Origin of the sequence: Aliiroseovarius subalbicans (assembly GCF_022678625.1) — a bacterium.
GTDB classification, from domain to species: domain Bacteria; phylum Pseudomonadota; class Alphaproteobacteria; order Rhodobacterales; family Rhodobacteraceae; genus Aliiroseovarius_A; species Aliiroseovarius_A subalbicans.
The window spans coordinates 448180-470651 of sequence record NZ_JALBYQ010000002.1; the positions used below are offsets into that span (position 1 = coordinate 448180).

27 protein-coding genes are annotated in these 22472 nt (G+C 61.8%); 8 read left to right on the top strand and 19 right to left on the bottom strand.

Annotation, left to right across the window (positions count from 1 at the left end; all coding sequences use genetic code 11):
* Window positions 1-2: 2 nt before the first annotated feature.
* Genes rapZ through MN188_RS09975 form a run of 4 tightly spaced genes read right to left on the bottom strand, consistent with a single transcriptional unit; the run spans window position 3 to window position 3768 of the window.
* Window positions 3-917 carry an RNase adapter RapZ gene (rapZ, locus tag MN188_RS09960; RefSeq protein ID WP_242108759.1) on the bottom strand — a complete coding sequence of 305 codons (915 nt, stop codon included), beginning with the start codon at window positions 915-917 and terminating at the stop codon, window positions 3-5.
* A complete protein-coding gene (locus MN188_RS09965) occupies window positions 914-1345 on the bottom strand; it encodes an HPr kinase/phosphorylase (protein WP_242108760.1) in 432 nt (143 codons plus the stop codon). Before MN188_RS09965 ends, rapZ begins: the two co-directional genes overlap by 4 nt.
* Window positions 1342-3027 carry a sensor histidine kinase gene (locus MN188_RS09970; protein ID WP_242108762.1) on the bottom strand — a complete coding sequence of 562 codons (1686 nt, stop codon included), beginning with the start codon at window positions 3025-3027 and terminating at the stop codon, window positions 1342-1344. Before MN188_RS09970 ends, MN188_RS09965 begins: the two co-directional genes overlap by 4 nt.
* Window positions 3028-3063: 36 nt before the next feature.
* Window positions 3064-3768, bottom strand: coding sequence for a response regulator transcription factor (locus MN188_RS09975; RefSeq protein ID WP_242108764.1), 705 nt, complete (start codon window positions 3766-3768; stop codon window positions 3064-3066).
* A gap of 353 nt (window positions 3769-4121) precedes the next feature.
* Here MN188_RS09975 and MN188_RS09980 point away from each other — a divergent pair, with 353 nt between their 5' ends.
* Window positions 4122-5720, top strand: a complete 1599-nt coding sequence (locus MN188_RS09980; protein WP_242108766.1) for a phosphoenolpyruvate carboxykinase — start codon at window positions 4122-4124, stop codon at window positions 5718-5720.
* Between the two features lie 93 nt (window positions 5721-5813).
* On the opposite strand, the gene MN188_RS09985 is transcribed toward MN188_RS09980, so the two are convergent.
* The gene (locus MN188_RS09985) at window positions 5814-6584 is read right to left on the bottom strand and encodes a sulfite exporter TauE/SafE family protein (protein ID WP_242108768.1); all 771 of its coding nucleotides are present in this window, start codon (window positions 6582-6584) and stop codon (window positions 5814-5816) included.
* Between the two features lie 173 nt (window positions 6585-6757).
* Here MN188_RS09985 and MN188_RS09990 point away from each other — a divergent pair, with 173 nt between their 5' ends.
* The 3 genes from MN188_RS09990 (at window position 6758) to MN188_RS10000 (ending at window position 9465) form a co-directional block, all read left to right on the top strand.
* Window positions 6758-8431, top strand: a complete 1674-nt coding sequence (locus MN188_RS09990; protein ID WP_242108769.1) for an acyl-CoA dehydrogenase family protein — start codon at window positions 6758-6760, stop codon at window positions 8429-8431.
* Window positions 8432-8533: 102 nt separating this feature from the next.
* Window positions 8534-9073: a TetR family transcriptional regulator gene (locus MN188_RS09995; protein ID WP_242108771.1), complete on the top strand. Its 540-nt coding sequence runs from the start codon at window positions 8534-8536 to the stop codon at window positions 9071-9073.
* A complete protein-coding gene (locus MN188_RS10000) occupies window positions 9073-9465 on the top strand; it encodes an META domain-containing protein (RefSeq protein ID WP_242108773.1) in 393 nt (130 codons plus the stop codon). Before MN188_RS09995 ends, MN188_RS10000 begins: the two co-directional genes overlap by 1 nt.
* On the opposite strand, the gene recO is transcribed toward MN188_RS10000, so the two are convergent.
* The 13 genes from recO to folK all read right to left on the bottom strand — a co-directional run bounded on the left by recO (window position 9462) and on the right by folK (window position 19466).
* Window positions 9462-10187, bottom strand: coding sequence for a DNA repair protein RecO (gene recO, locus MN188_RS10005; RefSeq protein WP_242108775.1), 726 nt, complete (start codon window positions 10185-10187; stop codon window positions 9462-9464). The two genes, MN188_RS10000 and recO, sit on opposite strands and share 4 nt — an antisense overlap.
* Window positions 10188-10217: 30 nt before the next feature.
* Window positions 10218-10550, bottom strand: a complete 333-nt coding sequence (locus MN188_RS10010; protein WP_242108777.1) for a DUF1491 family protein — start codon at window positions 10548-10550, stop codon at window positions 10218-10220.
* On the bottom strand, window positions 10547-11455 hold the full coding sequence (gene era, locus MN188_RS10015) for a GTPase Era (protein WP_242108779.1): 909 nt from the start codon (window positions 11453-11455) through the stop codon (window positions 10547-10549). The genes MN188_RS10010 and era overlap by 4 nt, the downstream gene beginning before the upstream one ends.
* Window positions 11452-12138 (bottom strand): ribonuclease III, encoded by a 687-nt coding sequence (rnc, locus tag MN188_RS10020; RefSeq protein WP_242108781.1) that lies wholly within the window; start codon window positions 12136-12138, stop codon window positions 11452-11454. The genes era and rnc overlap by 4 nt, the downstream gene beginning before the upstream one ends.
* Window positions 12135-12914, bottom strand: a complete 780-nt coding sequence (gene lepB / locus MN188_RS10025) for a signal peptidase I (protein WP_242108783.1) — start codon at window positions 12912-12914, stop codon at window positions 12135-12137. Before lepB ends, rnc begins: the two co-directional genes overlap by 4 nt.
* 54 nt (window positions 12915-12968) lie before the next feature.
* A complete protein-coding gene (gene acpS, locus MN188_RS10030) occupies window positions 12969-13370 on the bottom strand; it encodes a holo-ACP synthase (protein ID WP_242108785.1) in 402 nt (133 codons plus the stop codon).
* A 3-nt stretch (window positions 13371-13373) separates the two neighbouring features.
* Window positions 13374-14351, bottom strand: coding sequence for an NADPH:quinone reductase (locus MN188_RS10035; RefSeq protein ID WP_242108787.1), 978 nt, complete (start codon window positions 14349-14351; stop codon window positions 13374-13376).
* 2 nt (window positions 14352-14353) lie between these two features.
* A complete protein-coding gene (locus MN188_RS10040) occupies window positions 14354-14806 on the bottom strand; it encodes a hypothetical protein (protein WP_242108789.1) in 453 nt (150 codons plus the stop codon).
* Complete coding sequence (locus MN188_RS10045; RefSeq protein ID WP_242108790.1) at window positions 14803-15555, bottom strand: pyridoxine 5'-phosphate synthase; 753 nt, start codon at window positions 15553-15555, stop codon at window positions 14803-14805. The genes MN188_RS10040 and MN188_RS10045 overlap by 4 nt, the downstream gene beginning before the upstream one ends.
* Window positions 15556-15600: 45 nt before the next feature.
* Window positions 15601-16239: a DUF2062 domain-containing protein gene (locus tag MN188_RS10050; protein WP_242108792.1), complete on the bottom strand. Its 639-nt coding sequence runs from the start codon at window positions 16237-16239 to the stop codon at window positions 15601-15603.
* A gap of 25 nt (window positions 16240-16264) precedes the next feature.
* Window positions 16265-18397 (bottom strand): RelA/SpoT family protein, encoded by a 2133-nt coding sequence (locus MN188_RS10055; protein ID WP_242108794.1) that lies wholly within the window; start codon window positions 18395-18397, stop codon window positions 16265-16267.
* Between the two features lie 31 nt (window positions 18398-18428).
* On the bottom strand, window positions 18429-18785 hold the full coding sequence (gene rpoZ, locus MN188_RS10060) for a DNA-directed RNA polymerase subunit omega (RefSeq protein WP_242108796.1): 357 nt from the start codon (window positions 18783-18785) through the stop codon (window positions 18429-18431).
* A 90-nt stretch (window positions 18786-18875) separates the two neighbouring features.
* Window positions 18876-19466 carry a 2-amino-4-hydroxy-6-hydroxymethyldihydropteridine diphosphokinase gene (gene folK, locus MN188_RS10065; RefSeq protein WP_242108798.1) on the bottom strand — a complete coding sequence of 197 codons (591 nt, stop codon included), beginning with the start codon at window positions 19464-19466 and terminating at the stop codon, window positions 18876-18878.
* Window positions 19467-19563: 97 nt separating this feature from the next.
* Between folK and MN188_RS10070 the strand changes: the two genes are divergently transcribed.
* The 4 genes from MN188_RS10070 (at window position 19564) to rnhA (ending at window position 22220) form a co-directional block, all read left to right on the top strand.
* A complete protein-coding gene (locus MN188_RS10070) occupies window positions 19564-20136 on the top strand; it encodes a LabA-like NYN domain-containing protein (RefSeq protein WP_242108800.1) in 573 nt (190 codons plus the stop codon).
* A 101-nt stretch (window positions 20137-20237) separates the two neighbouring features.
* Entirely contained in the window at window positions 20238-21188 is a 951-nt protein-coding gene (gene ispH, locus MN188_RS10075; RefSeq protein WP_242108802.1) for a 4-hydroxy-3-methylbut-2-enyl diphosphate reductase, read from the top strand.
* Window positions 21185-21772, top strand: coding sequence for a class I SAM-dependent DNA methyltransferase (locus tag MN188_RS10080; protein WP_242108804.1), 588 nt, complete (start codon window positions 21185-21187; stop codon window positions 21770-21772). Before ispH ends, MN188_RS10080 begins: the two co-directional genes overlap by 4 nt.
* On the top strand, window positions 21765-22220 hold the full coding sequence (gene rnhA, locus MN188_RS10085) for a ribonuclease HI (protein WP_242108806.1): 456 nt from the start codon (window positions 21765-21767) through the stop codon (window positions 22218-22220). Before MN188_RS10080 ends, rnhA begins: the two co-directional genes overlap by 8 nt.
* Before the next feature lie 6 nt (window positions 22221-22226).
* On the opposite strand, the gene MN188_RS10090 is transcribed toward rnhA, so the two are convergent.
* The gene (locus tag MN188_RS10090) at window positions 22227-22460 is read right to left on the bottom strand and encodes a GlsB/YeaQ/YmgE family stress response membrane protein (protein ID WP_242108808.1); all 234 of its coding nucleotides are present in this window, start codon (window positions 22458-22460) and stop codon (window positions 22227-22229) included.
* Between the last annotated feature and the right edge of the window lie 12 nt (window positions 22461-22472).

Consider the following 22472-nt stretch of genomic DNA (forward strand, 5'->3'; position numbering starts at 1 on the left):
TTCTACCCCGATGCTTTTGGCGCCATACCCTGTGTTGCAGCGCGGCGCTCCAGTTCCCGATGCCTAATTGACACCTGCCAGCCCGCCTGCGCAAGCGCATTCGCCAGCTTTTCCGCCAAAGCGACGGACCGGTGCTGCCCCCCGGTGCAGCCAAAGCCGATCGCAAGGTGGCTTTTCCCTTCGTCGCCATAGGCAGGCAGCAGGAATTCAGTCAAGTCGTGCACCCGGTCGAAAAAGCCGTCAAAGCGTGGGTCGGCGGCGACATAATCGGCCACCGCGTCGGATCGTCCGTCCAACGCACGCAGGGCCGGGTCCCAATGTGGGTTGCGCAAGAAACGCGCGTCGAACACCATGTCCAGCCCACGCGCAAGCCCGCGTTTATAGCTGAAGGAATGCACGGACACTGCCAGCATCTCGCGCCCGGTGCGCCCTAGCCAGCGTGTAATTTCGTCCTTCAAGTCGTGCGGTGACAGGTCGCTTGTGTCAATCAGGATCCCCGCCCGCGCCCGCACCGGGGTCAGCAGGTCAATCTCACGCAGAATGCCATTGTCCGGCGTTTCAGACGGGGCCAGCGGGTGGCGACGGCGAGTTTCTGAATACCTCCGGATCAGCACATCGCGTGAGCAGTCCAGATACAGAACCTCGACATCATACAAGTCGCTTTGCGACAATGTATCGATCACCTCCAGTAAGCCCTCGACCGAGAAGTCCCGGTTGCGAACATCGACGCCCAGCGCCATTGGCCGGTCCACTGGATGCCCGGCAAGAAGTCGGTCGATCAGCGACAGCGGCAGGTTGTCGATCACCTCGTGCCCCAGATCCTCCAACACACGAATCGCGGTCGTTCGTCCGGCGCCGGACGGCCCAGTTACCAAGATCACCTTTTGACCGTTTTCGGTTGTGTTTGTCTTCGTCATGCGTGTCGCCCATGTGTCACGAGGTGCCATATGGCACTTGGAAAATGGGGACCGTCAACCCGCTTCAAAACCTCAACTTCGGTTCCCATTATCTGGCGGCTTGTGGGGAAGGGCAGACGACCCGGCTCCTCCTGCTCCAGATCAACCACAAGGTGCACGTATGCCCGCCCCTGCCACGGCACACGGATCAACCCGACCCCCCGGGCTTCGATCACGCCCTGCAACCGGTCGGGAGCATGGGCGGTCAGGACGCCTTCTTCGTGGCTCAGCCGGGTCCGATCATCGGCAATCAACTTCGCGCCCAGTCCGATCAGTTGCAACGCCAGCGCGGATTTTCCCGCGCCCGATGGGCCAAGGATGACGACCCCGACCGCGCCGATGGTTACTGTCGTTGCATGAAGGATGTCTGGTCGCGCCGCAGCGCTCAAACCGGCAGGCCCACGACGAAACGGGCGCCCAGTGGTTCCGAGGTCACATCCGCGTCGGTCGGGCGAATGTTTTCCGCCCAGATCACGCCGCCGTGCGCTTCGACGATCTGTTTTGAGATCGCCAGCCCAAGGCCGGAGTTATTGCCAAACTGGGTTTCCGGGCGTTCAGAATAGAACCGGTTGAAAATCTTGTTCAGCGCCTGATCGGGGATGCCTGGGCCGGTATCCTCGACCACCACAAGCACCCGATTTTCCCGGAATCGGGCCCAGACACGGATTGCATCGCCATCGTCACAGAAGCTCAACGCGTTGGTGATCAGGTTCACAAACACCTGAGCAAGACGCGCCTCAAGGCCCTGGATGACGATCGGATTGGGCGGCAGGTCGGTGATGAAATCAACACCTTTCATCGAAGCTTCGTTGCCCAGATACTCGGTCAGGTTGCGAAGCATTTTCAGGATGTCGAAGGCTTCTTCCTCTTCCTTCACCAACTCGCTGTCCAACCGCGAGGCGTTGGAAATATCACTGACCAGGCGGTCCAGGCGACGCACGTCGTGGTCGATCACATCCAACAGCTTGTTGCGCTGCTCATCTTTCTTGGCCACGCGCAACGTGCCAATGGCAGATCGCAAACTGGCCAGCGGGTTCTTGATTTCATGCGCCACGTCGGCAGCAAATTGTTCGTTGGCATCAATCCGGTCATACAGGGCCGCAACCATGCCGCGCAGGGCGGTGGACAAGCGGCCAATCTCGTCCGGGCGTCCGGTCAGGTCAGGAATGCGCACCCGGCCCGGATTGACGTTCTTGGCGTTCTTGTCACGCCCCAGTTCCGCCGCTGCGGCCAGATCGGACAGTGGGTTGGCGATGGTCGAGGCCAGCACAAGGCTCAGCCCGATCGAAACCAGGATGGCAATGACGAACATCTGCAACACTTGTTCGCGTTCACTGCGCACCAGTTCGTCCAGTTCCCCCGAAGCTGATGTCACGGCGACAACGCCCACCGGAGTTCCCGCGCGCATAATCGGCGTCGCCACGGAAAACACAGTGCTGCCGCGCGCATCCACGCCGGTCGACACCTGGGTCGATCCGCTGAACGCGCCGGACAGAAGGCGGCGGGCCTGGTCTTCGGTATTGACCGGTTCGGAAGGCGCGTCGCCCGACGCGATGATGCTGGAAATACCTTCCCAAACCAAGTTCAGCAGGTCGGTAATGATGGTCGAGCGCCCGTCGCGCTGCAACCCATCCACCGGGGTCGTGGCTTGGCGTGGTAGACCAAAGGTGGTGGCCAGCAGGGCTTCGCTCTGGTCGAACACGAACACGTCCAGACCCGGCGACAGGTCCAGCCCCGAAAGGGCTGCGGGATAATCCGGCGTGACGTCGGATACCGCTTGCACCATTTCAAAGGCGTCGGCTATCAGTTCGGCTTCGGCCACAAGCGCCGTTTCGCGCTGAAACACCAGACTGTCGCGGAACGGGTTCAAGTAAAGAACCCCCGCGACAAGCACGATCAGGCCCAGCAGGTTGAAGGTGATGATCTTGCGCGCCAACGGCGAACGGTTGATCGAAATCAGACCGCGCCGCGCACGCTTTGCGCGCAGCTCGCTGTCAACCGAGCCCTGCGGAGAAACCCAATCTTCGCCCAGAACAACGTCCGAGCCGTTTGATGCCTTGGTATCACGCACGTGCTTGGTCAGCTTCTTCCCCTGCGGCAGACGAGGTTATTCCTCGTTGTACCTGTATCCAATCCCATAGAGTGTCTCAATCGCCGAGAACTCATTGTCGACCATGCGCATTTTTTTGCGCAGGCGCTTGATGTGACTGTCGATCGTGCGGTCGTCAACATAGACCTGATCGTCATAGGCGACATCCATCAGCTGATCGCGGCTTTTCACGAAGCCGGGACGCGTTGCCAGGGCCTGAAGCAGCAGGAATTCCGTCACGGTCAGCGACACGTCCAGGCCTTTCCAGGTCACGGCATGACGCAGTGGGTCCATCGACAGTTCGCCGCGCACCAGGACTTTGCTTTCCTCGACATCGCCCATATCGTCGGCGGCGATCACTTCCTGGCGCCGCAAAAGCGCGCGGATGCGTTCGACCAGAAGCCGCTGGCTGAATGGTTTTTTAACATAATCGTCCGCGCCCATGCGCAGCCCCAGAACCTCGTCGATTTCGTCATCTTTCGAGGTCAGGAAGATCACCGGCAGGGTTGACGTTTTCTGCCGCAGTCTCTGCAGCAGATCCATCCCATCCATGCGGGGCATCTTGATGTCCAGAACAGCCATATCCGGCAAGCGGTTGGAAAACGCGTCAAGCGCGCTTTGGCCGTCATTGTAAGTTTCAACTTCGAAGCCTTCGGCTTCAAGAGTCATCGATACTGACGTCAGGATGTTCCTGTCATCGTCAACCAATGCAATCCTCGACATGAGAGGGTTCCTTGTACTGCTCGTTTTTGCCATTCTTTTTTTGTCATATTCCCGATTTCGCCTAAGGGAATCAACAAAATAGTGCGAATCACGCCCTGTCCGGTCTCATTGGGACGTCAAAATGGGTAATTTATGACTAATATACCTCACATTTCCCTCTCATTGATTGCGCAAACAAACGCCTGATACCGCTAACTGTGCGATTGCGACCTGTTCCAATGTGAAATCGCCATGATATAGCGGCGCCACTGGCCCTCGTTCACATGAGGGTCGGCGCGCGGAAATGGCCTCCGTGCTCTCATGTGAAACCAAAACGCCGGCACAGGACCAGCACCGGCGACAGGAGCTATCAGATGACCAATGGACGCGTGAACCCGGCCCATCGCTTGGAAGATCAAGGCATCACGGGGCTTGGCAATGTCTATTACAACTTCATGGAACCGGCACTGATCGAAGCCGCTCTGAAACGCGGCGAAGGACATCTGGGTAAAGGTGGAAGCTTCCTGGTCGAGACCGGCAAGCACACTGGCCGGTCCCCCAAGGACAAATTTGTCGTCAAGACCCCTGCGGTCGAGCCGCATATCTGGTGGGAAAACAACCCGCCGATGGATCCCGCCCATTTCGACGTTCTGTATGCCGACATGCTAGATCACATGAAGGGCAAGGACTATTACGTTCAGGACCTGTATGGCGGTGCCGATCCCGCACATCGCCTGGATGTGCGCATGGTCACGGAACTGGCTTGGCACAACCTGTTCATCCGCCACTTGCTGCGCCGCCCAGCACGCGATGAGCTGGACGATTACCTGCCGGAATTCACCGTCATCAACTGCCCGTCCTTCAATGCGAACCCCGAACGCCACGGCTGCCGGTCGGAAACCGTCATCGCGCTGAACTTCGAAAAAAAGCTGATCTTGATCGGTGGCACGGAATACGCGGGTGAGAACAAGAAATCCGTTTTCTCGCTGCTGAACTACATGCTGCCCGAGAAGAACATCATGCCGATGCATTGCTCGGCCAACCACGCGCCGGGCAATCCGGTCGACACCGCCATTTTCTTCGGCCTGTCAGGCACCGGCAAGACGACCCTGTCGGCGGACCCCTCGCGCGTGCTGATCGGCGATGACGAACATGGCTGGTCCGACCGCGGCACCTTCAACTTCGAAGGCGGCTGCTATGCCAAGACCATCCACCTGTCGCCCGAGGCCGAGCCCGAGATCTATGCCACGACCGAGAAATTCGGCACCGTGATCGAGAACATGGTCTGGGACGAAGACACCAAGGATCTGGACTTTGATGACGACAGCCTGACCGCGAACATGCGCTGTGCCTACCCGCTCGACTTTATCTCGAACGCGTCGGAAACTGCGCTGGGTGGACATCCGAAGAACATCATCATGCTGACCTGTGATGCGTTTGGCGTGCTGCCTCCGATTGCCAGGCTGACGCCCGCGCAGGCGATGTACCACTTCCTCTCCGGCTTCACCTCGAAAGTCGCTGGCACCGAAAAAGGCGTGACCGAGCCCGAGCCGACCTTCTCGACCTGCTTCGGCGCACCGTTCATGCCGCGCCGACCCGAGGAATACGGGGCATTGCTGCGCGACAAGATCGCCAAGCACGGTGCAACCTGCTGGCTGGTGAACACCGGCTGGACCGGCGGCGCCTATGGCACCGGCTCGCGCATGCCGATCCGCGCCACCCGCGCGCTACTGTCGGCAGCACTCGACGGGTCGCTGGCTGACGCCGAGTTCCGCAAGGATGCGAATTTCGGCTTCGATGTACCGGTCAAGGTGGAAGGGGTCGCCGACCTGCTTCTGGACCCGCGCCGCACTTGGGAAAACCACGACGCCTATGACGCGCAGGCCGAAAAACTGGTCAAGATGTTCGCCGAGAACTTCGCCCAGTACGAAGCCCATATCGACGACGACGTGCGCGCCATCGCGATCGGCTAACGGCCCCGATCTGATCTGGACGCCAATCAGAAACATGCAACGCCCCGGCCACCGGCTGGGGCGTTTCCTTTTGGATACGCCGTGGCCTCAGTCTCAGCCGATCAACCCACGTCGCACCAGGTTCAGCCCGGCCACGATCAGAACCACCAGCGTCACCCGGCGGAACGCGACTTGGGGCATTCGATCGTGCACCCAGCCTCCCACCACCATGCCCGCCAAAGCCGGGACAAGCATCACCGCAGACAGCGGCGCGGTGTGGGATGTAAAAACGCCGGACTGCACATGTGCGCCCAACAGCGCCACCGCGCCCAGACCATATATCACCCCCTGCACCCGCATCTGGTCCGCCTTTGGCGTGTCGATCGCGGTCAGGAACAGCACCGTCGGCGGCCCCCAGACCCCGGACATGCCCCCGACAAACCCGGCGAAGGACCCCACGAGCCCTTCGTCCCGGCGCCGGTTCTCGGACCGCAGTCGCGGCACCCAGCCGACCAGTTGAAGCAAGCTGAACCCGACGACGGGAAGCCCCAGCAACAGATACAGCGTGCTCGGCGACAAAACCCGCACCAGCTGCGCGCTCGCGATCAGGAAAACGAGAAGCGCAATCAGGTAGATGCGGAACTGCCCCACCGCTTTCCAGGCCGCCCCAACGCCCTGGCGTAGGGCCTGAAAGACATTCGTGACCACCGTGGGCAGAATCAATGCTGCAAGTGCGATGTCAGCGGGCAGAACCGAGCCGAGTCCCGAGATCATTATCATCGGCATGGCAAAGCCCACCGCGCCTTTGACAAAGCCCGCGAACAGGGTGATCGCCGCGGCAATCAGCAACGTCAAGATTGGCAGATCGGCCAGTATCCCGCTCATTTTCCTTACCTTTTTTGACGTCAGAGGAGAAACCTACCGCAAAAGGCGGCGTTTCGCACTGCAATTCTTGACTGCGTCATATTCGTTCACGCACAAGCACCATCGCGCATTTTTATTGCGCTGCACCTGCAAAAAGATTATCCCTTCCGGGACAAAATTTCGGAGCCATTCTCATGCCCCACGACGGACAGGATATCACCATGACCACAGCCCTGATGGACAACCTTCTGAGCCTGACCGGCGACGCAGTCGCCCCGGTCGAGGCGCTGTTCGACACCGCCAAAACCAACGTGCGTGCCATGGTCGTGGACGGCGACCGCGTGTCGGGTGCCAAGCTGGAAACCCACCAGGCCGCCGCGCACGCGCTGTCCTGGCTGGCCACCTACACCGAAAGCCTGCGCCAGATGCAAGCCTGGGCCACGCGGCTCAAGGACGACGGCAGGCTGGGTGAAATGGAAAGCCTGATCCTTCAAATAGCGTTCGGCGAATACCTGTCCCAGATCAAGGGCGGGATGATGATGAGCCAGAACGAGTTTGCCCGCCTGTCCGACATGGGCGTGGACGATGCCCCCCTGAACACCGACGCAATCACCGCACTGATTTCCGGGGCCAACACCCCCGCCGCGCGCACCCGTCTGGTGGAGCTGATGCAGGGCAATGCGGGCCACGCCACCTTCGGCGCGACCGGGCTGGACGAAGAGCTGGAGATGATCCGCGAACAGTTCCGCCGCTACGCTGACGACCGTGTCGTCCCCAATGCGCATGACTGGCACCTGAAGGATGACTTCATTCCGATGGAGATCATCGAGGAGCTGGCCGAAATGGGCGTGTTCGGCCTGACAATCCCCGAGGAATTCGGCGGGTTGGGCCTGACGAAAGCGTCGATGGTCGTGGTGTCCGAGGAACTCAGCCGTGGCTACATCGGTGTGGGCTCGCTGGGCACGCGATCGGAGATTGCGGCCGAGCTGATCCTGGCCGGCGGCACTGACGCACAGAAGGAAAACTGGCTGCCGAAGCTGTCGTCGGGTGAAATCCTGCCGACAGCCGTGTTCACCGAACCCAACACCGGCTCTGACCTCGGATCGCTGCGCACCCGTGCGGTGAAGGTGGGCGATGATTACGAAGTGACTGGCAACAAGACCTGGATCACCCACGCCGCGCGCACTCATGTGATGACGCTTCTGGCGCGCACCGACCCCGACAGCACCGATCACCGGGGCCTGTCGATGTTCCTAGCGGAAAAGACCCCCGGCGACGACGCCAATCCCTTCCCCACCGACGGCATGACTGGCGGAGAGATCGAGGTGCTGGGCTACCGCGGCATGAAGGAATACGAACTGGCCTTTGATGGGTTCAAGGTGAAGGGCGAAAACCTTCTGGGCGGCGAAGAAGGCCAGGGCTTCAAGCAGCTGATGAAGACGTTTGAGGCCGCCCGCATCCAGACCGCCGCCCGCGCCATCGGCGTGGCGCAAAACGCGCTTGAGGTCGGCATGCAATATGCCGAGGACCGTAAGCAATTCGGCAAGTCCCTGATCAATTTCCCGCGCGTGTCGGGCAAGCTGGCGATGATGGCGGTTGAGATCATGGTGGCCCGTCAGCTGACCTATTTCAGCGCGTGGGAGAAGGACCATGACCAGCGCTGCGACCTTGAGGCCGGGATGGCGAAACTGCTGGGCGCCCGCGTGGCCTGGGCCTGCGCCGACAATGCGCTGCAGATCCACGGCGGCAACGGCTTTGCACTGGAATACCAGATCAGCCGCATCCTGTGTGACGCCCGCATCCTGAACATCTTTGAGGGTGCTGCGGAAATTCAGGCACAAGTGATTGCCCGTCGCCTGTTGGGCTGATCCGGCACAAATTGACGCAGAGAAGCCCTCCGGTCGCCGGGGGGCTTTTCTTTTTCGCACTTGCAGCATAAACATGATACGCAACCGTATGGAGTAGAGGCGATGCCCGCGACAAAGACCCGTTTGAACGCTGACAACTGGCTTGTCGCCGGGTTGGATGCGCTGGTGAAGCGCGGACCCGACGCCCTCAAGGCTGAAAAACTGGCCCGCGACGTGGGGGCAACCAAAGGTTCGTTCTACTGGCACTTCAAGGACTTGCCGGACTACCACACGCGCCTGGTTGGCCTGTGGGAACAGCGCGCCCTTGTGTCTCTGGCCGGGGCCGGGGAAGAAGAGGCCGATCCGGTGCGCCGCCTTGATCGCTTGGGTTCTTTGTCCGCGACAAACGCGCTGGAACAGGCCGTGCGGGCCTGGGCACAGGCCAATTCCGAGATGGCCGCGGCCATCGACCGGGTCGAGGCGCACCGCCTGGCCCTGACCCGCGCCACGCTGGGCGAGCTTCACCTGACCAACCCCGATTTCGCCCGCATCGTGTTGGGCGCACAGATCGGAATGGGCACGCTCAGCGCGTCGGACGGGCAGGAAAATGACAGCGCGATGTCCACCCTGCTGGCCGCCCTTCTGGCCCTGCGGGACGCCTGATGCGCGCGCTGTTGGCAGCCATCGCGCTGGCCGCGCTGGCAAGCTGTGAGGGGGACGAAACGATTTCCGGGTACAGCGACACCAAGGTCACATGGGTGCTTGAGGAGCTGGACGGCGTACCGTTCACCGCCCGCGCCACGATCACCTTTCCCGAGGAAGGCAAGATCGCCGGAGAAGCCCCCTGCAATCGCTATTTCGGCGCGCAGACAGCACCTTACCCGTGGTTTGACGTGGACGGCGTGGGCGCCACCCGCATGGCCTGTCCGGATCTCGACGCCGAGGGCCGTTTCTTTGCGGCGCTGGAGCGTGTGACCCTGGCCGAGGTGGCTGGAAACACATTGATCCTGTCCACCGAGGACCGGGTTGAGATGGTCTTCAAGGCTCAGCCCTAGGTCACCGCCCGTTTCAGGCGATCCACAAGCCGCGCGCGTGCTTCGGGCAGGGGCTTGTCCCCCAGCGAATGTGCCAGCCATCGGGTCAGAAAATGCCCGGTGGTGTGCAGCCCTTCGACCACATTCGCGGCGTCTCCCGTGCCGACACCCAGAAGCTCGGGCGGCAGCGGCAACAGGCGCTCAGCCCAATCACCGGCCCCTTCCGCACTGACCGCGCGACCGGATTTGGGCGAGACATAGGCCAGATCCTCACGCTCGCCCGTCACCGCGCAGCGCGACAGATCCAGGCCAAAGCCCATATCTTCAAGCAACGACAATTCCCATTTCAGATAGGCCACCGGCCAAGCTTCGTTCTGACCCAGAAGGTCCAGCATGGCGATCGTGCGGGCATAAAGCGTCGGGTGGGCCTCGCGCTCAGGCAAGGCAAAGCACAAAAGCGCGCAAACGGCATTGAGACCGGCCAGCGCGGCGCGATCCGACAGGATCGCCGCACGGCTTTTGACCGGTTCGACGGTGAAGCTGCCGATATGTTCCTCAAGCCGGGCGCGCCAGGACAGATCCAGCTGTGCGCCGGGTTGCAGGATCGGCGCGATCTTGCGGCTGACGCCACCGCGCACCACACCCGCGTGACGGCCATGTTCGGCCGTGAACACCTCGATGATCGCCGAGGTTTCGCCGTGCTTTCGCACCGACAACAATGCGCCCTGATCCCGCCACTCCATGACGCCAGTTTGCGCGGGTTGGCGGTGGGGTCAATCGGAAAGGCCGGGTTCATCTAGAAGATGGCGCCCCTGACGGTCCTCGACCTCGATCACCCAAAGGTCCGGGTCAAAGCCCCGCTGCCGGGCCAGCGCGTCGTCAACGCTGTGTTCGTCCCCCTTAGACAGCACAACCCAGGTGCGTTCACCCGTCATCAGATCGAAACTGCGTTGATAGACGGTCGCGTTACCGTCCAGCGTGTTCAGTTTCACCAGGACCGCCCCTGCGGTCGCGTCGCCTTTCTTGACCACGAAGGCCGGGATGTCGTGAACCCTGAGCCGCGCCAGATAGGCCGACACCCAGATATCGGCGGTCAGCCTTGTCACGTGTTGCCGTCTTTGAAATCGAGCCCCATTTCTGAGTAGCGCTCTTTTTCCTCAAGCCAGTTCGGGCGCACCTTTACCTGCAGGAACAGGTGAATCTTACGGCCCAGAAACTCCTCAAGCTCGGCGCGGGCGGCTTGACTGACGGCCTTGATCGTCTCGCCCTTCTTGCCCAGCACGATGCCCTTGTGGCCGTCGCGCATGACATAAATCATCTGGTCGATCCGGGCCGAGCCATCCTTGCGCTCTTCCCAAGCCTCGGTCTCGACTGTCATCTGGTAGGGCAGTTCCTGGTGCAGGCGCAGCGTCAGCTTTTCCCGCGTAATTTCAGCCGCGATCATGCGCAGGGGCAGGTCGGCGATCTGGTCTTCGGGGTAAAGCCATGGCCCTTCGGGCAGCTCATCCGCCAGCCAGGCGCGCAAGGTTTCGACGCCGTGACCTTTCTCGGCCGAAATCATGAAGGTTTCGACGAAGTCGAAGCGCTCGTTCAGCTCTTTGGTCAGGGCCAAAAGCCCTTCGCTTTGCACCCGATCGATCTTGTTGATCGCCAGCGCAATCTTGCGGCCTTTGCCGATTTCGTCCAGCCCGTCCAGGATGCGCTTGACCCCTTCGGTCATGCCGCGATGCGCCTCGACCATCAGCACGATGACATCGGCATCCGCGGCCCCGCCCCAAGCAGCGGCAACCATTGCGCGGTCCAGCCGGCGTTTGGGTTGGAACAGGCCGGGAGTGTCGACAAACACGATCTGGCTGTCGCCTTCGATTGCCACGCCGCGAATGCGGGCGCGGGTGGTCTGAACCTTGTGCGTGACGATCGACACCTTGGCCCCGACCATGCGGTTGGTGAGGGTCGATTTGCCGGCGTTCGGCTCTCCGATCAGGGCAACAAAGCCCGCGCGTGTGGTCATGTTTCGGCCTCCAGCCGTGTGAAAAGCGCCTTGGCGGCGGCTTGTTCCGCCGCCCGTTTAGACGGCGCTGTTGCAGTCGCCTTATGTCCGTTGGACAGGCTTGCTTCGATGGTGAAAACGGGCGCGTGATCCGGTCCCTCGCGCGCGACTTCGGTGTATTTCGGCGGCGCCAGCTTGCGCGCCTGCGCCCATTCCTGAAGCGCGGTTTTCGGGTCGCGGGCGTCGGCCTCGACATTGGCGATCCGATCGCCCCACAGGCGCACGATCATGTCCCGCGCGGCCGTAAAACCAGCGTCCAGATAGACCGCGGCAACCACAGCTTCCATTGCGTCGCCCAGCAGGGCCAGTTTGCGCCGCCCGCCGGTCTTCATCTCGGACCGCCCCAGCTTCAGAACCGCGCCCAGGTCAACGTCGCGCGCGACTTCGGCGCAGGCTTCCTTGCGAACCAGGGCATTGAACCGCGGCGCAATGGTGCCTTCGGGGGCGTTGGGGTCGTCGGCCAAAAGTTTCTCGGCCATGACCAGGCCCAGCACGCGGTCGCCCAGGAACTCCAGCCGTTGGTTGTCGGGTCGCGTGTTCGACGACAAAGAGCCGTGCGTCAGGGCGCGGATCAACAGTTCCGGCTTGGAAAACTCATGCCCGATCCGGCCCTGAAAAGCCTTGAGGTCGGCCGACAGCTTCACTCGATCGCCTTGAAGAACCGGTCGCCGCGCCAGGTCCAGAAATAGACCAGCCGCTTGCCCGCCGAGGAGAACATGATGCGATCAGCGCGACCCAGAAGGTATTCAGCCGGGACCATGCCCACACCGCCCGCGCGCTGGCTGACCCGGCTGTCGGTCGAGTTGTCGCGGTTGTCACCCATGAAGAAGTAGTGCCCCTCGGGCACGGTGAACACGTTGGTGTTGTCCAGCCGCCTGTTGCCCACGTTCAGGATCGAATGCTCCACACCGCCCGGCAGGGATTCGATGAAGCGTTCCTTTTCACAGATAGCGCCCTGCCCGACCGGGCCGTTGGCGCATTGCGGGATGGTGGCAAAGCGGCCTTGCGGCGCTTTGATCTCTTCGAACGTGCCTGCGGGAACCTGGGTCGCCTCGACCCCGTTCACCGACAGCACACCGTTCGTCACTTGGATCTTGTCGCCTGGCAGGCCGATCAGGCGTTTGACATAGTCGGTCTTGAGCGTCGGGTGGCGGAACACGACCACATCGCCGCGCTCAGGGTCAGACGCCAGAATCCGGCCCGAGAAGGGGCACATCGAGAACGGGCAGGAATAGCGCGAATAGCCATAGGCCATCTTGTTCACGAACAGGAAATCCCCGATCAGAAGCGTGTCTTTCATCGACCCGGTCGGGATCCAGAAAGGTTGAAAGAACAGGGTGCGGAATATGCCTGCGATGATCAACGCCCAGAACACCGTTTTGACGGTCTCCAGTATGCCTTCTTCTTTCTTTTCAGCCATGATCTGTCCTGCCTCGTGGGGTTGGGGGCTACATGGGCGGGGAATGGGTGGGAGTCAAGTCAACGCACGCGCCTCGATCACCACGAAGGCCTGCGCCCAGGGGTGATCATCGGTCAGCGTCACGTGGATGATCGCCTCGTGCCCATCCGGGGTCATGTCAGCCAGACGTTCGGCGGCCCAGCCGGTGACGTGCATCACCGGCTGGCCAGTGCGCAGGTTCGACACCGCCATGTCCTTCCAGGCGATGCCCATGCGCAGGCCGGTGCCCAGCGCCTTGGAACACGCTTCTTTCGCGGCCCAGCGTTTGGCATAGGTGCCCGCCACATCGCGGCGCCGTTCCGATTTCGCCTGTTCGACCTCGGTGAAGACACGGTTGCGAAACCGGTCGCCGTGGCGGTCCAGAACGCCCTGGATGCGGTCGATATTGGCAAGGTCGGTGCCGATGCCAAGGATCATGGCTCAGACCTCCACCACGACGGTGCCCAGTTTCTCACCTGCCTCGACCATCTCATGCGCGTGGGCCATGTCGGCCAGGCTGCCGCCGGGCACAACCGCATGGGACAGCTTGCCCGCTTCCAACCAGTCGGTCAGCTGCGCCTCACCCAAACGGCGGGTGGCAGCGTCGAGTTGGTAGACGATCAACATGTGCAGCGTCACGTTCTTGAACATGAGCGGATAGAAGTTGAGGGCAGGTTCACGCACCGCCGCCGAAGCATAGGCCGCGATCACACCACGCGGTTTGATCAGGGGCACAGACGCCGCCTGGTTCGCGCCGAAATCCACATCGACGATCCGGTCCACGCCCGCGCCATCGGTCATATCCATGACCGCCTGCGTCACGTCGGTGTCGCGGTAGTTCACCCATTCCTCGGCCCCGGCATGGGCCGCCTTCTCGGCCGAGGACACCGTGGTGATCACCCGTGCACCGCCCAGCGCGGCCATCTGGCAGGCATAGCGCCCGACCGTGCCCGCCCCACCGGTAACCAGAACGGTCTGGCCGTCAATTGGCCCGTCGCGATAGAGCGCGTACCAGGCCGTCATCGCCGGGATGCCAAAACAGGCGCCTTCGTCGAAACTGGTTGTATCCGGCAAGCGCACCGCATGTTCGGACGGGATCGCCAGAAGCTCGGCGGCAGTGCCAAAGGCGCGTTGCCACTGGGCGTTCCAGATCCAGACCCGTTCACCGACGCGGGCGGTGTCCACGCCCGCGCCCACGGCTTCAATCACTCCGGCACCGTCCGAATGCGGGATGATGCGGGGGAACGGCATGGCCGTTGCCAGTGACACACCCCCACGTGATTTCACGTCCGAGGGGTTCACGCCCGTGGCCTGCAAGCGCACGACAACTTCGCCCGCCGCAGGGATCGGGTCCGGCATATCGCCATGGGTCAGCACATCACGCGCAGGTCCGAAGCCTTCATAATAAACGGCTTTCATCTTCATTCTCCTCCCAGATTGACCCAGGCGTTGATATCGCCGGTGGCCTGGTTCAGCGTGAAATTCAAAACGGTCGAATTCACGAACCCGTCTTCTGGCATGTATATGATGGCGGGCATTGCGAATTGCAGCCCGGTGGTGGGGTCATAGTGTGCCTCAAGCTGGTCGAACAGAAGGCCGGAGAAGCCAACACTCCCCGCCCAACTGATGACCTTGCACTGCGCATCGCCCAGTTCTGCATAGGGCGGGGAAATCACCAGAAGGTGCAGTGCGCCCGCGGCAGGTTCGATCGTGTCGAGCAGCGCCAGGCGTACTTTGCCATTTGAAAAGGTGCGGCTGGTTTCATCCCAGGGTTCGACAAGGTTTCGGGCGGAAGCGCGCCAGTCACAATCCTCGACGTTTTGCGCGGCGGCAGGCGCCGCCAGCAGGGCCAGAGCCGCCAACCAGCGGATCATGCGCGTGCCTCATCCATCAGGCGGCGCATTTCGGCGATGGCCGGGGTCAGGCCGCGAAAGATCGCCTCGCCGATCAGGAAATGACCGATGTTAAGCTCCATGATCTCGGGAAAAGCCGCGACCGGTTGCACTGTGTCATAGGTCAGCCCGTGGCCCGCGTGAACCTCCAGCCCCAGCGCGTGGGTAAAGGTGGACATCTCGCGTAGGCGGTCCAGTTCGGCGTCACGCTCGGCGAACTTTCCCTCGGCGTGGAAGTCGCAATAGGCGCCGGTGTGAAGTTCGACCACAGCCGCGCCGATGCGCGCGGCGGCTTCGATCTGGGGCTTGTCGGCGGCGATGAAGATCGACACACGGCAGCCAGCCTGGCGCAACGGGTCGATGAAATGGGCCAGGCGGTTTTCCTGCCGCGCCACTTCCAACCCACCCTCGGTCGTCACCTCTTCGCGCTTTTCCGGCACGATGCAGACGGCGTGGGGTTTATGACGCAGGGCAATTGCCTGCATTTCATCCGTCGCGGCCATCTCAAAATTCAGCGGTACGGTCAGGGCCTCCATCAGCCCGTCGATATCTGCGTCACCGATGTGGCGGCGGTCTTCGCGCAGGTGGGCGGTGATGCCGTCGGCGCCGGCCTCCTCGGCCAGCTTCGCCGCCCGGATCGGGTCGGGATAGGCCGAGCCGCGTGCATTGCGCACGGTGGCGACGTGGTCGATATTCACGCCCAGCCGCAATTTGCCAAGATATTCGGTCATCTTTCGCGCTCCCTCTGACGACACCTTGCGCCAGATGTAGCGCGTTTATTCACCCGCGTCAGCCTCTCCGGTCTGTGCGGACATGCGTTTTTCATACCGGGCCTTCAGCTTCCTGATCCGCCGCCGTTGATAGGCGTGGATGACCGGTCGCGACAGGCCATAGGCGATCATGCCGGCCGCGATGCCGGGCACCAGGCCGCCCACCAGATATGGCAGGAACACTTGCGACATGAACCGCCGGAGCCCGCCCCAATGCGCCACATCGTCGGTAAAGGCGGCCATGAAGTTGTGCCACAGGTCCCCCGTCGCACGCCAGAAGGCTTCGATGATCTGCGGCAGGTGCATGTTGATCGGCAGATCCATGATCCGCGACCCCAGCGTGATCGACAGCTCAGCGATCAGCGGGAAGGTCAGGGGATTGCCAAAGAAGGTCGCCAGCAGCGCGGCGATGATATTGCCGCGAATGACGAAGGCCACGATGATGGCCGTCAGGAAATGCAGCCCAAAAAACGGGGTGAAACAGGCAAAGACACCCGAGGCAATGCCGCGCGAAATCCGGTGCGGCGGATCGGGCAGACGGCGCAGGCGATGTGCCACGTAGCCCGCCGCACGATACCAGCCACCGCGCGGATAGAAGAACTCCGCCACGATGCGCAGATAAGAGCGCGGGTTACGTTTGAACAATGCCCACCCCCTTCGGTCCGGCAGCTTACGGTTTGCGATCCAGGTTGCGGTGCCGTTTGAGGCTGGCCACGTCGCTGTCTGCTTCTAATATCAACATAACGGCATGCAGATGTTCAATATCTCGCAAATCTACATCGACGATCAGGCGATAGAAATCGGGTTTGCGGTCCATGAACCTCAGGTCCGAAATATTGGCGTTCTGTTCACCGATCAACGAACAAATCCGCCCCAACACACCCGCGTCGTTCGAAATGGTGATATCGAGGCTGACGGAATGCACCGCCGGGTGCTTGCCGGAATGCCATTGCAGATCAACCCAGCGTCCGCTGTCATCAGCCAACTCTTCCAAGGCCTGACAGTCGATCGTGTGGATCATCACGCCCTTGCCGCGATAGGTGATGCCGACAATGCGTTCGCCCGGCACCGGCTGGCAACATTGCGCGCGGTTGAAGGTCTGACCGGGTTCCAGCCCGACCACGGCGGCGGCCACGTCGATTTCATCCTCGACCGAAATTGCTTCGGGATACAGCGCGGAGACCACGTCGCGGGCGGTCAGCTCGGCGCTGCCCAGACGGGCCAGAAGTTCATCGGAATTGTCCAGCCGCAACTGCTTCGCCGCCGTCGAGAGCGCCTTGTCGGTCGCCTTGCGGCCCACGTGTTCAAACGCCACCCGTGCCAGTTCGCGACCCAGTTTCACATACCGCTCGCGGTCTTCTTCGCGCAAGGATTTGCGGATGGCGGCCTTGGCGCGGCCGGTCACCACGATGTCAATCCAGGTGGCCTGGGGCGATTGCCCCTCGGCGGTCATGATCTCGACCGACTGGCCGTTTTTCACACGGGTCCAAAGCGGCACGCGAATGCCATCGACCTTGGCGCCGACGCAGCTGTTGCCGATCCGCGTGTGGATCGCATAGGCGAAATCCAGCGGCGTCGCGCCGCGCGGCAGCTTCACCACCTCGCCCTTCGGGGTGAAGCAGAACACCTGGTCGGAATACATTTCCAACTTCACGTGCTCCAGAAATTCGTCGTGGTCTTCGGCGGTTTCGAACCGCTCGGTCAGGGTCGCGATCCACTTGGCCGGGTCCACGGCAAAGGGGTTTTCCACCCGCACCCCGTCGCGATAGGACCAATGCGCAGCAACGCCGGCCTCGGCCACCTCGTGCATCTGACGGGTGCGGATTTGCACCTCGACCCGCTTGCCGTCACGCCCCGACACGGTTGTGTGGATCGAGCGATAGCCGTTCGATTTTGGCTGGCTGATGTAATCTTTGAACCGCCCCGGCACGGCGCGCCAACGCTGATGGATCGCCCCAAGCACGCGGTAGCAATCGGCCTCGTTCCGGGTGATGACGCGAAAGCCATAGGTGTCGGACAGGCGTGAAAAGCTTTGCTCTTTTTCCTGCATCTTGCGCCAGATCGAATAGGGCTTCTTGGCGCGGCCAAAGACCTCGGCCTCGATCCCGGTCTTTTCCATCTCGACCCGGATGTCGCTGGTGATCTTGTGGATCACATCGCCGCTTTCCTTTTGCAGGCGGATGAAGCGGCGGATGATCGATGTGCGGCCTTCGGGATTCAGAACGTGAAACGCCAGATCTTCCAGCTCTTCGCGCATCCATTGCATCCCCATACGCCCGGCCAGCGGGGCATAGATATCCATCGTCTCGCGCGATTTCTGTGCCTGCTTGTCCGGCCGCATCGCGCGGATCGTGCGCATGTTGTGCAACCGATCGGCCAGCTTCACCAGGATCACGCGCATGTCTTTGGACATCGCCATGAACAGTTTGCGGAAGTTTTCCGCCTGCTTGGTTTCAGAGGACGACAATTGCAGGTTCGTCAGCTTGGTAACCCCATCCACAAGCTCGGCCACTTCGGACGAAAACATGTCGGTCACCGCGCCATAGGTCGACTTGGTGTCCTCAATCACGTCATGGAGCAGGGCTGTGATGATGGTTGCATCGTCCAGCTGCATTTCGGCCAGGATCATCGCCACCGCGACCGGGTGGGTGAAATACTTTTCGCCGGAATGACGATACTGACCTTCGTGCATCGCGTCGCCATAGCGAAACGCGTCACGGATCATGTCACTGTTGGACTTCGGATTATAGGCGCGGACCTGGGCGACCAGTTCTTCGGGATCAAGCTCCAGGATGTCGCTCATCAGGTCCGCCTTGCGGAGGCTTTGACGCCTCTCAGCCCTGCCCTTGCGCTTCCATCAGCGCGCGCAGGAGTTTTTCTTCGGACATGTCGTCCTCGGCCGGCTTGTCGGCGGCCTCGGCCCCCATCAGAAGCGCCATGCTGTCTTCTTCCGGCTCGTCCACCTCGATCTGGGTCTGGTGGCTTTCGATCATGCGCTCGCGCAGCTCATCCGCCGTCTGGGTCTCGTCCGCGATTTCACGCAGGGACACAACGGGGTTCTTGTCGTTGTCGCGGTCCACGGTGATTTCGGCACCGGCCGAAATCTCGCGGGCGCGATGCGACGCCAGCATTACCAGTTCAAACCGGTTCGGAACCTTGTCAACGCAATCTTCAACCGTCACGCGGGCCATGGTCAGCTCCATCCTTCGAAGGGGGTGTGAAACGCCTATTTAGGGGGGCGACCCGCCAATGACAAGCGGATTCAGCGCCTCAACCCCCCGTCAAAGCGGCACAATGTCGGTTTTCTCGGCCTCTGGCAGGGCCTGGACCATCTCGGCCACGGTTTGCCCCGATACGGGGTGGCGCCAATCGGGCGCGATGTCGGCAAGGGGAATCAGTACGAAACCCCGGTCCTGCAGTCGGGGGTGCGGCAGGATCAACTGCGTCGGCGCGCGGGTCTTTTGCACGTCAAGCGGCAGGTCGCGCCAGACGGCAAAAGTGGTCTGGTCGGGCCGCACCGCATCGCCGTAAGCCAGCAAATCCAGATCCAGTGGGCGCGCGCCCCAGCGCTCGTCCCGTTCGCGGCCGAAGTCGGCCTCGATCTCGTGCAGACGCGCCAACAGATCCTCTGGTCCCAGATCGGTCAGCACAGCGGCACAGGCGTTCACGAAATCCGGCCCCGCGCCGGGCGGAAAACAGGGGGTTTGGTAAAAGCGGCTACAGGCGCTGATTTCAACCCCTGACCCGGCCAGTGCATCCAGTGCGCGAGACAGCGTGGCCACCGGCCCACCTTGGGTAGAAGTGACGTTTCCACCCAACGCGATAAGCGCTTTTTTGCGCGTTTTCGAAGGGGGCGAGGGTTGCGGCACCATGATTAATCCTTAGATTGCCCGGACCTTTCGTCGACGTATTGATCATTCCCTTACCACTCACGACGATGTTCGGCGAAAGAATTCGGAAGGAATAATTATGTTCTACAAAGACGAACGGCTTGCGCTGTTCATTGATGGATCGAACCTGTACGCGGCGGCGAAGTCGCTTGGTTTCGACATCGACTACAAGCTGCTGCGCGCCGAATTCATGCGCCGTGGCAAGCTCTTGCGCGCGTTCTACTACACCGCGTTGCTTGAGAACGACGACTATTCGCCGATCCGTCCATTGGTCGACTGGCTGCACTACAACGGGTTCTCCATGGTCACCAAACCGGCCAAGGAATACACGGATTCAATGGGGCGCCGGAAAGTCAAAGGCAACATGGACATCGAGCTGACTGTCGATGCCCTGGAACTTGCCGCCCATGTGGATCACATCGTGCTGTTCTCGGGCGATGGCGACTTCCGCCCATTGGTGGCTGCGCTGCAACGCAAAGGTGTGCGCGTTTCGGTCGTGTCCACAATCCGGTCACAACCGCCGATGATCGCGGACGAACTGCGCCGCCAGGCCGACAATTTCATCGAGCTGGATGAGCTGAAAGACGTGATCGGGCACCCGCCGCGGGAACCGCGCGAGTTTGAGCGCGAAGATGTAAGCGACGAAGACTGACGACACAGGACAAGCCGGGGTTCACTCACCCCGGCTTTTCCATATGGACCCCGCCAGCTTCCCCACGCTATCTGTGGGCCGTTGAACAAATGGCGGATGCGATGACCAAGCCCCCCCTGACCCTGTATCTGGCGGCCCCGAACGGGTTCTGCGCCGGCGTGGACCGCGCGATCAAGATCGTCGAGATGGCGATCGAGAAATGGGGCGCGCCGATCTATGTGCGCCACGAAATCGTGCACAACAAATTCGTGGTGGATGCCCTGCGCGAAAAGGGCGCGGTGTTTGTCGAGGAGTTGGACGAGGCGCCAACCGATCGCCCGGTGATCTTCTCGGCGCATGGCGTGGCCAAGGCGGTGCCGGCCGAGGCTGAGCGGCGCAACATGGTCTATGTCGACGCCACCTGCCCGTTGGTTTCAAAGGTGCATATCGAGGCCGAGCGACACCATGAGAACGGGTTGCAGATGATCATGATTGGGCATGAGGGCCACCCGGAAACCATCGGTACAATGGGGCAATTGCCCGATGGCGAGGTTCTGCTGGTCGAAACGCCCGAGGACGTGGCGCAGCTGCGCCCGCGCGACCCCGCGCGGCTGGCCTATATCACCCAGACCACCCTGTCGGTGGATGACACGGCGGGGATCGTTGCGGCTTTGAAAGCGCGCTTTCCCGCCATCGTCGGGCCGCACAAGGAAGACATCTGTTACGCCACAACCAACCGGCAGGAGGCCGTGAAGGCCGTCGCGCCGAAAGTGCAGGCGCTGCTGGTCATCGGCGCGCCGAACTCGTCAAACTCGCGCCGTCTTGTCGAAGTGGCCCGCGCGGCGGGCTGTGATTATGCGATGCTGGTGCAACGCGCCACCGACATCGACTGGCGCGCGTTGGAAGGCGTGGGCGCGGTGGGTCTGACCGCCGGTGCCTCGGCGCCGCAGGTTCTGGTCGACGAGGTGATCGACGCCTTCCGCAACCGGTTCGACGTGGCGCTAGAGCTTGTCGAAACCGCGCAGGAAAACATCGAATTCAAAGTGCCCCGCGTGCTGAGAGACGCCTCATGAGCCACGACGCAAAGACGCTTTCCGTTTATGACGCCAAGGCGCAGGACTACGCCAGAATGGTCGGAGAGGACGACACGCCGGGCCTTGAGGCGTTCGTGAGTGCGCTGCCGGAAAACGCCACGGTGCTCGACCTGGGCTGTGGCCCCGGCCATTGCGCGTTGGTGTTTCAAGCCGCGGGCGTGACGGTCGATGCGGTGGATGGATCACAGGCGATGGTGGACCATGCCCGCGCCCAGGGCGTGCCCGCCCGCCTGGCACGGTTCGAGGAAATCGACGCCGAGGATGGCTATGACGGCATTTGGGCCAACTTCAGCCTGTTGCACGCGCCGAAATCCGCCCTGCCTGGCATTCTTTCTGACCTGTATCGCGCGATCCGCTCTGGCGGGGTTTTTCACATCGGCACGAAACTGGGGGACGGCGAAGCCCGCGATAAAATCGGCCGCTTCTATGCTTATTATAAAGAGGAGGAGCTGGTGCAGCTTCTGACACACGCTGGGTTCACGCCCTTTGCCACTCAAACCGGGGCGGGCACCGGGCTGGACGGCTCGGTCTCCGACTGGATCGTGGTGCGTGCCCATGGCTGAGTTCTTTGCCTATACTGACGGGGCCTGTTCCGGCAATCCGGGGCCGGGCGGCTGGGGCGCGCTGCTTCAGGCCAAGGAAGGCGGCAAGCTGGTCAAGGAACGCGCCCTGAAGGGCGGCGATGGCGAGACCACGAACAACCGGATGGAGCTTCTGGCCGCGATCAACGCGCTGGAGACGCTGGGCAAACCCTGTGCGATCACGGTGATCACCGACAGCCAGTATGTGAAGAACGGCGTGACCGGATGGATCCACGGCTGGAAACGCAACGGGTGGAAGACCTCGGCGAAAAAGCCGGTGAAAAACGCGGATCTGTGGGTGCGGCTGGATGAGGCGCAGGCGCGTCACGCGGTGACCTGGGAATGGGTCAAGGGCCACGCAGGCCACCCGGAAAACGAGCGCGCGGACGAATTGGCGCGCGAAGGCATGGCGCCGTTCAAGAAGGGTTGAGCGGGCCTATTTGATGTAGGTCTGCCAGGCCCAGATCAGAAACACTGCCCCCAACAGCGCGCCGACAAAGCCGAAGGCCATGCCGGTCAACGTCAACAGGAAGCGCAACAGCAGCCCGCCGATCAAGGCGCCCAGCACGCCAATGGCGATGGTGGTCGGCACGTTGGCATCAATATCCATGATCCGTGTGGCCAAAAACCCGGCAGCCGCGCCGATGATGATGAGAAGCATGATAGGCATAACCCCAATATG